This window comes from Arthrobacter sp. 24S4-2, from assembly GCF_005280255.1.
GTDB lineage: Bacteria > Actinomycetota > Actinomycetes > Actinomycetales > Micrococcaceae > Arthrobacter.
Genome location: NZ_CP040018.1, coordinates 1,131,068 through 1,145,307 on the forward strand (window position 1 = coordinate 1,131,068; position 14,240 = coordinate 1,145,307).

A 14,240-nucleotide genomic window follows, 5' to 3' on the forward strand; every position below is an offset into this window, starting at 1 on the left:
CCGTCACGTCGCGAGCGTAAGCAGCTTGCCTTCCGCCACGGCCCGGCGGGACAGCGTCTTGTAGCCTTCCTGCTCGAACAGCACGGTGATCACGTCCTCCTCATGCCGCATCACCAGGCCCGGCCCCCATACCTTGTGGATGACTGCGGCCTGGAGCGGGAAAGGTTCCCCGCCCGCGGCGGCCGCGGCGGCGTCGTCGTAATCCTCCTCGTAGGCGGAACCATCGGTGCAGGTATCGCAGTTGCCGCAGGGCTCCGGGAGGTCCTCGCCGAAATAGCCCAGCAGGAACTGGCGCCGGCAGCCGTACGTCTCGGCGTAGCCGCGCATCATCTCAATGCGGGAGCGGTCCACCCGCTGGCGTGCTTCGGCGCGTTCGACGGCGTGCTCCACCACCGTGGGCAGCTCGGGTTTGGTTTTGAGCCGGATGCCGCGCCTGCCGGACTTCACGGCGCCCGTTTCCTGCAGCTGGTTCAGGAGCCCGGTGAGCTTCCGCGGGGAGAGGCCGGTCTGCTCCGCGAGGGCCTTCTGCTTCAGCGGCCCGTCGGCGGCGCGCAGCACCTGAAGGACGGCCAGGAGCGACTCCTCGTCCGGAGCATGCGTGCCGAAGAACTTGCGCAGGCCCAGGTCCTCGGGCCGGTAGTGGAGGACGGCGGCGGCGGGTTCGCCGTCGCGTCCGGAGCGGCCGATCTCCTGGTAGTAGCTGTCCAGCGATTCGGGGATGTCGGCGTGGATGACGAAGCGGACGTTGGGTTTGTCGATGCCCATGCCGAAGGCGGTGGTGGCCACCACGACGTCGAGGTGGTCGTCCAGGAACTGCTCGTGGACACGGTCCCGCTCGTCCTGCTTCCGGCCGGCGTGGTAGGCCTCGGTGCGCAGGCCGCGTTCGGTGAGCTCGGCGGCGTAGGCCTCGGTGTCCTTGCGGGTGGCGGCGTACAGCAGGCCGGGACCCTTGAGCGCGGCCACCTGCTCCGTCACGGCGCGGCGCTTGTCCCGGTCCGTGTGGTGGCGGATGACTTCCAGCCGGATGTTGGGCCGGTCGAAGCCGTGCACCAGGACCAGCGGGTCCTTCATGCGCAGTCGCTGCTGGATTTCGTCGCGGACCGGGGGAGAGGCGGTGGCGGTGAGGCCGACGACCGGCGGGTTTCCCAGTTGCCCGCGGACCTCGCCGAGGCGCAGGTAGTCGGGGCGGAAGTCGTGGCCCCAGGAGGAGACGCAGTGTGCCTCGTCCACCACGAACAGCGAGACGTCCAGGGCCGCGAGCCGTTCCACGGTTTCAGTCTTGGCCAGCTGCTCGGGGGCCAGGAAGACGAAGACGGCGTCGCCCCGCTCGGCGGCTTCCCAGGCGTGGTGCACCTCGGAATCGCTGCGGCCGGAGTTGATGGCGACGGCGGCCTCCCTGCCCAGGTCCTCCAGCAGGCCGTCCAGCTGGTCCTCCTGCAGGGCGATCAGCGGGGAAACCACGACGGCGGGACCGCGCCTTGCGCTGCCGGGTTGGCTGGGGTTCTGGGCCCCTTGCCCCTGGTTTCGGTGCAGCGCCAGCGCGGCCACCTGGTAGATGGCTGACTTGCCGTAGCCGGTGGGCATGACGGCGAGGACGTCCTGGCCGGCGACGAGGGCGCGCATCCCGGCGAGTTGGCCGGTGCGGAGGTGGGGGAGTCCGAAGGTATCGGCCGCAAGCTGGCGGAGGCCGGCGTCGGTGTCTGTGGGGACAGGGACATCGGCGATGGGCTTAGCGGGGACTGCGGGGGTAGGCGCCTCGGTCATGATGGCAGCTCCGTGGGTGCGATCCGACGGCCGGTTGTCTTCAGCCTGGGGATTCAGCATAACGCGGCGGCGGGTTGCTGCGGGAAGCCACCGGCCGCGGCGCGGGGCCGCCCGCGACTACGCTTACCGACGCGACTACGCTGACCGATATGAAGCAAACTGACGCTACCCCCGCCACCGACGCCGCCGCCGTCGTAGCTTCCGCAAGGCACGCGGCGAGCCTGCCGAACAGCAGCCTGCCGAACCCCGCTCAGCAGAAGGTGCTCGATAGCCTGTCCGCCGCCGGGATCAGCGCCGACAGCTCGCCCCGGCGGCTGGCCGAGTACTCCTACGACGCGTCCAACTACCGCGTCCCTCCGCTGGCCGTGGTGTTTCCGCGGTCAACGGAGGACGTGGTGGCCACGTTGGCGGTGTGCCGGGAAACCGGAACCCCGCTGGTCAGCCGCGGCGGCGGAACGTCCATGGCGGGCAATGCGATCGGGCCCGGCGTGGTGCTGGACTTCTCCCGGCACATGAACCGGATCCACAGCGTGGACGAGGCAGCGGGCACCGTGTCCGTTGACCCGGGCGTGGTGCTCGCCGTCCTCTCCCGCGAAGTGGAGCAGGCCACCGGCAACCGGTTCACGTTCGCTCCGGACCCGTCGTCCAAGAACCGCGCGACCATTGGGGGTTCGCTCGGCAATGACGCGTGCGGGAACCACTCCGTCCGCTACGGCCGCACCTCGGACCACGTGGTGGAGTTCGACGTCGTCACCTCCGACGGCGCCCGGCTCACCGCCACTGCCACCGGGCTGCGCGCCACGGACCCGGAGGACAAGCCGGCGGCGGCGCGCGCGGCCGCCCTGACGGATTCACTCAGGGAGCTGGCCCACAACAACCTGGCAAGCTTCCGCACGGAGCTGGGCCGGATCCAGCGGCAGGTCTCGGGTTACCACCTGGCCAACCTGCTTCCGGAAAAGGGCTTCAATGTGGCCCGTGCCCTGGTGGGCTCCGAGGGCACCTGCGTGGTTGTCACCGGTGCGCGGATGAAGCTGGTGCCCAAGCCGGCCAGCGCCCTGCTGGTGTGCCTCGGCTACGCCGACGTAGTGGACGCCGCCCGGGACATCGAAACCATCCTCGAATTCTCCCCGGCCGCCGTCGAAGGCATCGACGAGGCCATCGTGGACACCATGCGCTTCCGGCGCGGCGCGGGCGCAGTGCTCGGGCTGCCGGAAGGCAAGGCCTGGCTGTACGTGGACCTCGACGGCGACGACCCCGCCGAAGTCCACGCCGAGGCGGGCCGCCTGCTGGCCCGCCTCCAGGAGAACGGGCGCCTCGTGGCGGGCCGGCCGGTTCCGGACGCCGTGGAGCGGGCCTCGCTGTGGCGCGTCCGCGAGGACGGGGCCGGGCTTTCCTCCCGCCTGTCCACCGGCGGAGAGTCCTGGCCCGGGTGGGAGGATTCCGCCGTCGCACCCGAAAACCTGGCCGACTACCTGGCGGACTTCCGCGAACTGCTGGACAGCTACGGCCTGCAGGGCGTCATGTACGGGCACTTCGGTGCCGGCTGCATGCACATCCGCATCACGTACGACCTGCGGACCGAGGCGGGCAGGGACGTATTCCGGCGGTTCTCCGCGGACGCCGCGCGGCTGGTGGTGCAGCACGGCGGCTCGCTCTCCGGTGAGCACGGCGACGGCCGTGCCCGCTCCCAGCTGCTGCCGCTGATGTACTCACCGCGCATGCTGGAAGCGTTCTCCACCTACCGCAGGCTGTGGGACCCTGCCGGCATCCTGAACCCGGGATCGCTCACGGACCCGGACCCGCTGGATGAGAACCTGGCGCTGGACGGCGTGCCGCAGCGCGAGTGGCGGACCAGCTTTGACCTCCGGCCGCTGCACTCCGGCGGCGGATCCTCCGCGGAGACGGACAACCCGGCGGAGGGCAACCAGGCGGACGCGGGTGGCACCGGCATAGACCCGTGGGTCCACGCCGTGCAGGGCTGCATCGGCGTGGGCCGCTGCCGCACCGATTCCGGCGGCGTGATGTGCCCCAGCTACCGGGCCACCCGGGACGAGAAGGACTCCACCCGCGGCCGTTCCCGCGTGCTGCAGGACATGGTCCGCGGGGCGCGCACGGTGGAGGAAGGCTGGAAGTCCGAGGAGGTCCGCGAGGCCCTGGACCTCTGCCTCTCCTGCAAGGCCTGCTCCAGCGACTGCCCCACGGGCGTGGACATGGCCAGCTACAAATCCGAATTCTTCGACCACTACTACCGGGGCCGGCTCCGGCCGCTCTCGCACTTCTCCCTGGGCTGGCTCCCGCGCTGGCTGAAGATCACCGGCCGCGTGGCGCCGCTGGTCAACGCCGTGCTGGCCACACCGCTCGGCAAGGTGGCCGCCATGCTGGGCGGACTCACCACCGAACGCTCCCTGCCCCGGTTTGCCGACGGCAACGAGTGGCGCAAGGAGGTTGCGGCGGCGGGCGTGGTGATGCCCGGCCGTCGCCCCCGCAAAACGCAAGACGGCGGGAGCCGGCAGGGTGCCGACGGCGCCAACGGCGCCAGTGCTGTAACTGCTGACGGCGTGGTGCTGTTCGTGGACACCTTCACCAGGGGCTTCCGCCCCGAGGTGGCCGGTGCCGCGGCGCGCGTGCTGGCCGGCGCGGGGGAGCGGACGGAATGCTCGGCGGACGCGTGCTGCGGGCTGACCTGGATTTCCACCGGCCAGCTGGGCACCGCCAAGAAGCTGCTGGGCAACGCGGCCGAAGTGCTCGACGACGGCACGGACCGCCCCATCGTGGTGGTGGAGCCCAGCTGCGCGGCGGCACTCCGGAAGGACCTGCCCGAACTGGTCCACACGGACCAAGCCAAGCGGGTGGCGGCACGGGTGCGGAGCTTCGCCGCGCACGTGGACCAGCTGGCGCGCGCCGGCTGGACGCCTGCACCGGCGGAGCCGCTTCCGGAACAGGTGGTGCTGCAGACGCACTGCCACGAGTACTCCGTCTTCGGGGCCGGGACGCAGAGGGCCGCGCTGGCCGCGGTCGGCATCACTGACGTGGTGGACGCCGCCGGCTGCTGCGGCGTGGCAGGCAACTTCGGCTTCGAGAAGGAGCACTACAGGGTAAGCATGCAGGTGGCCGAACAGGCCCTGGCTCCTGCCCTGCGCAGCACCGGGCCGGGGTCCGCGGTGCTCACCGACGGTTTCTCCTGCGCCATGCAGGTCAAGCAGCTCGACGGCGAGCGGCCCGGACGCCACCTCGCCCAGCTGCTCGATCCCGGCAACTAGCAACATCTCGAGTCCGCCGTTGCGGCGGACCGGTCTTAGAACCCAAACGAGGAGCTTCCGGCAACGCCTCTGCACCCTACCGGACCCTACCGGCCGCCTTGGGCGCGAGGAAGCAGTGTGGGCTGGGCGGCACCCTGCCCGGTCTCGGCTTCGCTGCGTGCCTTGCCCTTTGCGTCCCCGTCATCGGGCGCCTCCGTTCCGCCCGGAGGCCGGTCGTTCGCCGGTGGTGGCACGTCAGTTGCGCCGGAGGCGCCTGAACCGGCAGGCTCTCCTCCGGTCTGCGGAACTTCCGAAGGAGGCCCGGTTTCGACGTCCTCGGCAACCTGCTGCCCGCGCCCGGGCGCTGGGGAGTTCTCCTGCCGTTCGCCTGTGGAAGGTTCTGAACCGGAACGCGAATCCGGGGCAACGGGAACACGCCCGGCCGGCAGCGTCCCGGCAGGAGAAGGAAAGACGGCGGCGGGTGCAGGTCCGGGTACCTGTGCCGGTGTAGGTGACGCCGGTGAGGGTGGTGCAGGCGAGGTCGGGTTCGGCGTCGGCGGCGCGGGACGAAGGAACGCGCCGATGATGCTGCTAACGGTTTCTTGGGCCAGGCTGCGCAACGTGTCGTTCCCGGCGGCCGCTCCGCCGGCAACTCCGAGGGAAGCCGCCACAGCGAGCGTGGTGAACACACCGCGATTCTTCCTCGCGTGCTTGCGGGACCAGACCTCCAAGCGGGTCACGTTTGCTGTTCCGGGCCGATCCAGCAACGCTGCGAGCTCGGCCGAAGGCTGCGGAATTTCTGTAACCCGAAGGTTCCTCATCTCCAGCAGCAGGGTCCGCAGCTCGGCGTCGTCCGGACAGCCCACCTCGGCGAGCAGCCCGTCCACGCAACGCTCGTCGTCGAGCCGGCGTTCTTCCTGCCTTTTGTCCGCGTTGGTCATGACGCGCCTTCTCTCAATGAGTGACGGAGTTTCCTGAGGCGGCATAAGGCCCGGTGCTGCAGCTGCTTGATGGCTCCGGGAGTCTTGCCCATGATTTCCGCCGTCGTTTCCAGCGACAGGTCCGCGACGATCCTCAGGGTCAGGACCTCCTGCTGGTCCTGGTTCAGCGTTTCGAGAAGGCCCTTCACATCCGCCGTGCCCTCCGCCGCCAGCAACTGGTCCTCGGCCGAAGCGCTGCAGCGCGGGTCTTCTTCGGGCTCGTAGCTGGTGGTTAACGGGGCTTTGAGACGACGCCGATGCTCGTCCACGTAGCGCGCGTGCGCGATGGAAAAGACCAGGGACTTGATCCCTTTCGCGCCGCCGCACACGTGGCCGAGCTGCGGGTACAGGGCCAGGAAGACCTCCTGTGTGGTCCCTTCCGGATCTTCCACGCCACGTGCGCGGAGATAGCTCAGCACGGCAGGTGAGAACTCGCGGTACGCAGCGCAAAAGACGTCCTCGTCGGCCTGACCGGACGTCTTTGGGTCACCCTTGACCTCTTGCATCCACCCCCCTGTGCGGATGCCCTATCGGGGGCATCCTTCGGACGTGCCGCCGGGCCAGGACAAGCAGTTCGCCCCGGCCCGATGACCCTCCTGCTGACACGCTACCGGCGGCCGCCGGACTTCGCATGCGAGTTGCCGGACTGGTGGCCCGCACCGCCCTCGGAGGCAGGTGCTGCGTCCTGGCGCTGCTGCTTTACCTGCACGTCGCCCTGCTCGTCAGCGTCCTGGTCAGTCGAGGTCCCGGCGGACTTGTCATCCGCGTTGTCGTGGGGGCCGGGACGTCCGCGCAGTAGGTGACGATGTGGCTTTCACCGCCGGCAGCCGTGACGAGTGCGGCATAAGCTGTGGACCCGGAGCCCAGGCCGCCGTGGGTGTAGGCGTTGCAGAGGCCGAAGGCTGCAGGGCCGGTAGCGTCCGGTCCCGCGGCGGTATGCGATGGAGCCGGTTTCTCGGTGTCAGCCGGGGATGGGCTCGGTTTCGGCGATTCGGTTTCTGTGGCCGTGGGGCTGGGTTTCGGCGATTCGGTTTCTGTGGCCGTGGGGCTGGGTTCCGGCGATTCGGTTTCCGTGGCCGTGGGGCTGGGCGACGGCGATTCCGTCGCCGTGACTGTGGGGCTGTCCTGCAGCGAATCGGCGACGGCGGCGACCCCAGTCCCGCCTACCACCAGAGCTCCGGCAGCGAGCACTGTTGCCGCCAGTTTGTTTCCAGAAAGAGTGAACAAGGACATGAGACCCTCCGTTGACGAATATTTGCGTTCAACTTTGCGTAATTTGTGTTCAACTTTTGCGGTTTCCCCCGCACTCTGTGGATCGTAAACGGTGTCACAAAGGTTACGGGTTTTGTAAAAATACTTTCGTGCGGCTCCCGAGTCAGGGCAGCCGGAGGCCTTTTCACGGCCCTGACCTGTCTGCTTTGGTGAGGCGGCCGCCCAGGCCCGACGGCCGCCGTCGTGATCTATCCCTGCGGTGCGTGCGCCTTGGTGAGCTCAACGTGCGGCGGGGCCCAGGAGCTGAGGAGGGCCAGGCCCGCTGCGGCCGCTGCGCTGAGCACCACCGCCCCCAGCCAGAGCGATACCGGCCAGCGGATCCCGTCCGCCACCGCGAAGGCCACCAGCTGGCCCGTCCACAGGAGCGCCGCGATTCCGGCTGTCACCGCGGGCAGCCGCCGGTCTAGCCAAACCTTCGGCAGGCGGGCAAGCAGCATATCCGCCAAGATGGCGGCCGCAGTGGCTCCGGCAGCTCCGGCGACGGCGATGGGACGGAAGCCCACCATAGCGACGGGCAGCCAGGCAGCAGCTGCCACCAGCATGGTGATAATCCCTCGGGCGGGGCGCCGGGCGGCGGAGAGCGTAAAGAGAAAGGCCGCAATGATCAGCGCTGTGGTCAGCAGGTAACTGGTCAGGCCGATGACCACCGGCATCTCCGCCTGTAAGCGGCCAGGGGTGCCCACCGGCGTCGGGATGAAGAGGGCCGTCGGCCCGGGCCGGACGAAGGCGGAGCAGTAGATGAGGAAGAATGCTCCCAGCCCGGTCATCAAGACGACGGCGAACAGCGCCGCCGGGGTCCACTCAAGGTTCCCGGCGCGGCTGGCTGCCCGGGCGCTTCGGACCGCGGTGCCCAGGATGAGGAAAAGGCTGAAGCCGAGTAACAGGTGGGTGGGACTGACCAGGGCATCCAGCGTGACTTCGATGCCCAGGAGCTCGTGCCACAGCAGGTCCAGGCCGCCGGCGACGGCGAAGAGGACCAAGCCCACCGCAGTCCCGCGGTAGCCCGACGGCACAGCCTGCGAGAGCGGCTGCCCGGGTTTCCGGTTCCGCCAGATCACGGCGGCCGTCCACAGCGCCGTCGCCACCATTCCGGAGTAGAGGGCCGCGTGCCACGGCGTAAAAAACGTCTCCAGGCTGGGGAGGTTCAGGTGCGCCCAGCCGTCCAGGAAGACGGCCAGCACCAGCCAAACACCCAGGAGCTCGGTGACCAGGTCGCGGCGTCCGTTGATCACAGGGTTTTCTGCGGTATCGAGCATGGTTGCCCACTTCCACGGAGGTGTTCGGTGAGGGGATGGTACTGCTCTGGCGGGGCGCTCACAAGGGACTGACGATCGCTGAGGGCGCCCATTCAGTTCCGGGGTCCCACCTCAGGTTTGGCGGGCGGACAGGACTTGCACCAGGGTTCCGAATGCACGCTAGGTTGTGTCCGGGTTCCCCGGCCGCCGGTGTCTGTGGTGCAGCTCGTAGCTGTCGAACACATCGGAAGACGTGGCTCCTGAATGGCCGAATTTGCCGCGCAGGACCTCCGCGAGTTCGTCCAGCGCCGCGTGGAGCATTCGTCCGGCGAACTGGAGTTCAGGGCTCTCGCTGCGCTGGGCCTGGGATGCCAGCTCTTGGGCGTAGGCCACCGTGGCCGGCAAGGAGCCGCGCTGCTCCACTTCACGGAAGTAATAGGTTTCATGGAACGCAAGCAGATCTATGCTCACCGAAGCCACGTTTGCCGCCATTGACTCCAACAGCCCGGCAGCATGCCTGGGATCCAGCGACAAGACACTGGCCGGACCTGCAGCCTCCCTGAACAGGGTCAGCTGGTGGGCAAGGGCGCGGCGGCGGTTCAGGGCGGGGTACGTCTGCAGGATCCAAGTGACCGTTGCTGTCAGCAACCCGAATCCGGTGACGGCCTGGAGGGCCACAACCAGCCTGAGCAGCGGATGCACTGCCACGATATCGCCGAACCCCACGGTGGAAAGAGTGACCAGGGAGATGTAGAGGGCTTCGGCAAAGTCGGCCCGCAGCGGAACCCCGGCTCCGTAGACAAAACCCTCCGTCAGATGGGGCAGGTACAGCAGGGCCCAGCCGATGGCTGCCAGGCCGGCCCAGGCGCCGATGACAGCGGCCATCGCCAAGGGTGCAGCGATGAAGGAGCCCCGGCCCCGCAGTTTTCTCGACAGCAGCCAGAATCCGCGGATGATCGTCCGGCCTACAGGGCCGGAACCGTGCGGATAAAGGAGCGTACGAAAGACGTCGACGAGCATCAGCAGAATCAGGCCGGCACCCAAAGCCGTCCAGAGCGTGTCCTCGAAGTCCATGCCTCATCTTAGAGGCGGCACTGTTTGGAACCCGCGATGGAGATCACGGGACAGGGCGACGGCGCACGCTTGCTCAGAACAGCAGTGCGAGCAGCGCAACTAGGGGAGGGACGGTAGCCCCGAGGGTGGCGGGGATGCTGTCGCCCTTCCTGGGGTAGTGGCCCAGCCAGTCCGCCAGCCCCATGGTGGCGCCGCTGATCACCATGTTGGCGCAGCAGTAGACCACCAGGGTGTAGCCCACCACCGCGTAGCCCGTGTTCACCGCGACCACCCCGGCGATGTTCCCCAGCCCGATCAGGAGGTTGCGGAACCCGGTGGGGATGGCCCACATCATCACGGCGGGCACGTTTTGCGCAGGTGTGCTGAGGAATTTCTGCGCTGCCGGGTGCCGCAGGAAGAAGCTTTCCAGCGGGAACACCACGATGTAGATCACTGCGGCAAGCACCGCGAAGAGCTGCGATACGGCGTTCATGGAGGAAGAGTACGACGGCGGCGCGCGCCGCTGCGATCCCTCACCGGGGGGTTCCTGGAGACCCGCTCAATCCCCAGTTTGGGGGATTGCGGTCCGGCCCTCCGACCGGATACTGGAGGTATGTGGGAGGAGCGCGCTGAGCGCGCCCGGCGCGAGATTGCCGGCCTCGCCGCGGGCGGCCTGGACCTGGCTGAGCTCTACACCGCGGCGCTGGCCGTGGTGCGGCGGGCGGTTCCGTTCGATCAGGGCTGTTGGGCCGGGGTGGACCCGGACACCCTGGGCATGACGTCCGTGACCAACTGGCGGCCGTGGCCGGTGACGGATGAGTCTGCCGCCCGCTTCGCCGAGTCCGAGTACGCCGGTGCCGAACCAAACACGTTCAGGGCGCTGTTGCGGCGGCCGCGGCCCGTGGCCCGGACTTCCGATGCCCCGCACCGGGACGTGGTCCGCAGCGTCCGGATCAACGACCTGTTGGCTCCTCAGGGTTTGCATCATGAGCTGCGCGCGGCGTTCCGGGTGGACGAGGCGTGCTGGGGGGTGGGCAGTATCTTCCGGGAGGGCGGCCAGGACTTCTCGGACGTCCACGGCGAACTGCGGGCGGCCACCCCCGCCGCGGTCCTGTGGTTGGCCGAGGTGGAGGATGCGGCGCCTGGCGGTTTCACCATGACGTTGCACTCCGTTGTGGCGCAGGCACACGCTTCCATCTCAGGCACTGCCCGGGACAGAATGCGCGACGCCGGCGGCAACTGGGTGGTGCTGCAGGCCAGCCGCCTTATTACGGGCGACGGCCCGGGACAGATGGTGGTCACCGTGGAGCCGGCCACCTCGCACGACGTGGTCAGCCTCCTGCTTGCCGCCTACGGGGTCACCGCCCGTGAGCGGGACGTCTGCCTGGAGGTCCTGTCCGGGAATCCGACGGCGGACATCGCCCCGAATCTGTTCATCTCCCCGCACACGGTGCACGACCACCTGAAGGCGCTTTACGGAAGAGTGGTTGTCGGCAGCCGCGGTGAGCTGGTGGCCAAATTGTTGATTTGAAGCTGCCGCAGCTCCGCCGAGCGTGCTCCTGCTGCGACGCGTGGCCCGCGAGGCGGCCACCGTGCTCATTCTGGGGCTTGAGGACCAATGCTCGGGAAAGCCACGCAAAGCAGATCCCGCGTGGTAACGATGGGTTCCTCGGTTCGTTGAGCCTTATGGCTAAACATGAATATCTGACTGCGGCCGAGGAGGCCTCGTACGGCGATTCTTGGCGCCGACGACTACCACCGTCTAAGACGGGGAGGGAGGGCCTGAGTTTGGGCTAGGCGTAGGGTGGAATTTAGACGATAGGAGCACTTCATGAAGAAAATCCTCATGGTACTGACCAGCGTTTCCGAGATCGGCGATACGGGCGAGAAGACCGGCTACAACGTGGCCGAGACTGCACATCCCTGGAAGGTCTTCAAGGATTCCGGGCATTTCGTCGACTTCGCGTCCATCCAGGGCGGCCAGCCCCCGCGCGACGAGGTGGACTCAGAAGATCCCATCCAGGTTGCCTTTACGGAGGACGAGGCCACGCGCGCCGGTCTCTACAACACTGCCCGCGTCGACGTCGTTGATCCCGATCAGTACGACGCCGTCTTCCTCGTGGGCGGCCACGGTGCCATGTGGGACTTCCCGGACAGCGAAGGCTTGCAGAATCTGGTGGCCAGCGTCTACAACGCCGGCGGCTTAGTGGGCGCGGTCTGCCACGGACCGGCCGGCCTGTTGAACGTGGAATTGGAGAACGGGTTCCGCCTTGTCGAGGGCCGGAAGGTGGCCGCCTTCACCAACGACGAGGAGGTTGCCGCCGGGAAGGACAAGGTCATCCCGTTCTTTTTGGCAGACCGACTTGAGGAACAGGGCGCCACCCACGTCTCCGCTGGTGTCTTTGAGGAAAAGGTCGTGGTTGACGACCGGCTGGTGACCGGCCAGAACCCGGCTTCAGCCGCTGGCGTGGCCAAGGAGATGGAGAAGCTCTTCGCAGAGGTCATCCACCAGGAAAAAGCCGAGGAACAGCACGAGACGGAGGCTCTGCGCGCCGAGAAGGACGCCGAGAAAAACGCCAAGAAGGCTGCCGCAGAAGCGGAGCACTAACACCAACAGCGCACTGAAACTGGCGGCCACCCCGACGACGGAGTGGCCGCCAGCCGTCGTACATGCGCCGGCAACCACACTGTCCAACGCATCGCCGACCTGCTTCAGGTTCCGCGCTCCACGATCTACGGCCGGGATCCGCCTGCGGGCGGCCGACTTCTTCTCCTAATCTGACGCGGTGTCTCGCAAGCCCAGCGTCTCGGGAGTGCGCCACCGAGCGATCACAGACCGCCGCCACCCGGTAGCTGGCCGATTTGCCGTAGCTGGTGGGCATGACGGCGAGGATGCCCCAGCCTGAGATGAGGGCGCTCAGCCCGGCGAGCTGGCCGGCGTGGATATGGGGGAGTCAACGGGGCCAGTCACGAGCTGGCGGAGGCCGGCGTCCGGGTCATCGGGGATTGTGGGGTAGGGGCCTTGGCCATGATGGCAGCTCCGTGGGGGTGCGAGCAACAAGGGTTCGACACGAGCCACCGGTGCGCGCGTCTCACGCACAACATGCGTGGCAGCTATGCATTGAATTCGCAGTGTGAAGCGCAACCTCAAGATTGCCTCAAGACTCAATCAGCGTTGTGGCAGGATCTCCGCAGATTCTGATTTGCCAGCACGGTGAGAAATACGCTTCTCATTAGCAACATTTCGGCTTAAGCAAAAGGCCCGGCTAATCGCCGGGCCTTTATTAATGGGGATAACAATGTCGAACTACGATAGCCTTTTGGGGCCAGCGCCAACGGAGCCGGGACCGGGGCCCAGGCCACCGCGTAAGCCACGAGCTTCCACCTTCATTGTCGGAGGCATTACAGCGCTGTTCATGATCGTGGGTGCCTTCAGCGGCGGCCTTGGCGGTGCATTGGTCTTCCTGGCCATCGCGGCCGCCCTTACCGGCCTCTATGTCCTGGCCACCGGACGCCGCTCATGGGCACGGCTCCCGGCCAAACGGAAGGCGGGGGCCGTTGCCCTTGCCGTCTCCCTTGCCCTCTTCATCGGCGGTGCCTCCGCAATGCCGCGGACCGCTACGGGGGATCTTAAAGCCGCCTCATCGGACAGCACTGCGTCGCCAGCCTCCGCCGAAGCGAGCGCAACCGGCGGAGCGACGCCGACGCCGTCGTCCACTCCAACTGCCCAGGAGACCGGCGAGCCCCTGGACCCAGAGAGCCCTTACCTCCTGGCGCAGGGTGTCACCGCAACGGCTCCGAAGACGCAGCCTGCCTTCGCCACGAAGGCGATCGACCTGCTGGCCACTCTTCCCATCAAAGGCCGGGCACCCAAGACGGGATATGATCGCGCGCTGTTCGGGCAGGCGTGGGCAGATGTTGACCGCAACGGTTGCGACACGCGGAATGACATCCTCAAACGCGACCTCACCGGTATCAAATACACCAACAGCGTCCCCTGCAAGGTGCAGTCCGGCACACTGGCGGACCCATACACCGGCACCACCATCAACTTCCTGCGGGGGGTTGCGACCAGCAGCGCCGTCCAGATCGACCACGTTGTTGCGCTCAGCGACGCCTGGCAGAAGGGCGCACAGCAGCTGACCACGGAACAGCGGACAGCCTTCGCCAATGACCCCCTGAACCTCCAGTCGACAGACGGTCCCACCAACATGAAGAAGGGCGACGGCGACGCCGCCACCTGGCTGCCGCCGAACAAGGGCTTCCGGTGCGAATACGTTGCCCGGCAGATTTCAGTGAAGGCTACGTACAGCCTTTGGGTTACCCAGGCGGAGCACGACGCGATGGCCAGGATCCTTGCCGACTGCTCGGGCCAGCTTGCACCGACGAATGAGCAGGCCCCGGCCGCTGCAGCACCTGCTCCTGAGCCTGCACCCGTGGTGGCGCCCGCGCCCGCAGCTCCGGTTGCTCCGGCCCCGGCCTATGTGGCACCGGCCCCCGTTGCTCCCGCGCCCGTGGCGCCGGCACCCGTTGCACCCGCACCCGCACCCGTAGCGCCGGCCGCCGCCTATTACGCCAACTGCGCGGCGGCCAAGGCCGCAGGTGCCGCACCGATCTACGCGGGGCAGGCAGGGTACCGGGCCGCGCTGGACCGCGATTCCGACGGCGTGGCCTGCGAAAGCTAGACCAATTCCATC

11 protein-coding genes are annotated in these 14,240 nt (G+C 67.9%); 5 read left to right on the forward strand and 6 right to left on the reverse strand.

The genetic code is table 11. The features are described from left to right. Positions 1-3: 3 nt before the first annotated feature. Complete coding sequence (locus FCN77_RS05350) at positions 4-1,764, reverse strand: RecQ family ATP-dependent DNA helicase (RefSeq protein ID WP_137321430.1); 1,761 nt, start codon at positions 1,762-1,764, stop codon at positions 4-6. A gap of 149 nt (positions 1,765-1,913) precedes the next feature. Here FCN77_RS05350 and FCN77_RS05355 point away from each other — a divergent pair, with 149 nt between their 5' ends. Further along, on the forward strand, positions 1,914-5,024 hold the full coding sequence (locus tag FCN77_RS05355) for an FAD-binding and (Fe-S)-binding domain-containing protein (RefSeq protein WP_137321431.1): 3,111 nt from the start codon (positions 1,914-1,916) through the stop codon (positions 5,022-5,024). 86 nt (positions 5,025-5,110) lie between these two features. On the opposite strand, the gene FCN77_RS05360 is transcribed toward FCN77_RS05355, so the two are convergent. Together FCN77_RS05360 and FCN77_RS05365 are read right to left on the reverse strand one after the other, a co-directional pair. Next, complete coding sequence (locus tag FCN77_RS05360) at positions 5,111-5,944, reverse strand: hypothetical protein (RefSeq protein ID WP_137321432.1); 834 nt, start codon at positions 5,942-5,944, stop codon at positions 5,111-5,113. Continuing rightward, complete coding sequence (locus FCN77_RS05365) at positions 5,941-6,489, reverse strand: RNA polymerase sigma factor (protein ID WP_137321433.1); 549 nt, start codon at positions 6,487-6,489, stop codon at positions 5,941-5,943. The genes FCN77_RS05360 and FCN77_RS05365 overlap by 4 nt, the downstream gene beginning before the upstream one ends. A gap of 125 nt (positions 6,490-6,614) precedes the next feature. On the opposite strand from FCN77_RS05365, the gene FCN77_RS25845 reads away from it, so the two are divergent. Then, complete coding sequence (locus FCN77_RS25845) at positions 6,615-6,782, forward strand: hypothetical protein (RefSeq protein ID WP_175417147.1); 168 nt, start codon at positions 6,615-6,617, stop codon at positions 6,780-6,782. Positions 6,783-7,443: 661 nt separating this feature from the next. Here the strand turns inward: FCN77_RS25845 and FCN77_RS05370 are convergent. The 3 genes from FCN77_RS05370 to FCN77_RS05380 all read right to left on the reverse strand — a co-directional run bounded on the left by FCN77_RS05370 (position 7,444) and on the right by FCN77_RS05380 (position 10,036). Next, entirely contained in the window at positions 7,444-8,511 is a 1,068-nt protein-coding gene (locus FCN77_RS05370) for a hypothetical protein (protein WP_137321434.1), read from the reverse strand. A gap of 159 nt (positions 8,512-8,670) precedes the next feature. Continuing rightward, positions 8,671-9,564 carry a potassium channel family protein gene (locus FCN77_RS05375; RefSeq protein WP_137321435.1) on the reverse strand — a complete coding sequence of 298 codons (894 nt, stop codon included), beginning with the start codon at positions 9,562-9,564 and terminating at the stop codon, positions 8,671-8,673. A gap of 73 nt (positions 9,565-9,637) precedes the next feature. After that, on the reverse strand, positions 9,638-10,036 hold the full coding sequence (locus FCN77_RS05380) for a DUF1304 domain-containing protein (RefSeq protein WP_137321436.1): 399 nt from the start codon (positions 10,034-10,036) through the stop codon (positions 9,638-9,640). A 120-nt stretch (positions 10,037-10,156) separates the two neighbouring features. Between FCN77_RS05380 and FCN77_RS05385 the strand changes: the two genes are divergently transcribed. The 3 genes from FCN77_RS05385 to FCN77_RS05395 all read left to right on the forward strand — a co-directional run bounded on the left by FCN77_RS05385 (position 10,157) and on the right by FCN77_RS05395 (position 14,228). Next, the gene (locus FCN77_RS05385; protein WP_137321437.1) at positions 10,157-11,074 is read left to right on the forward strand and encodes a helix-turn-helix transcriptional regulator; all 918 of its coding nucleotides are present in this window, start codon (positions 10,157-10,159) and stop codon (positions 11,072-11,074) included. Between the two features lie 300 nt (positions 11,075-11,374). Then, positions 11,375-12,151 carry a type 1 glutamine amidotransferase domain-containing protein gene (locus FCN77_RS05390; RefSeq protein WP_137321438.1) on the forward strand — a complete coding sequence of 259 codons (777 nt, stop codon included), beginning with the start codon at positions 11,375-11,377 and terminating at the stop codon, positions 12,149-12,151. A gap of 691 nt (positions 12,152-12,842) precedes the next feature. Continuing rightward, complete coding sequence (locus FCN77_RS05395; RefSeq protein ID WP_137321439.1) at positions 12,843-14,228, forward strand: DUF1524 domain-containing protein; 1,386 nt, start codon at positions 12,843-12,845, stop codon at positions 14,226-14,228. The last annotated feature ends 12 nt before the right edge of the window (positions 14,229-14,240 follow it).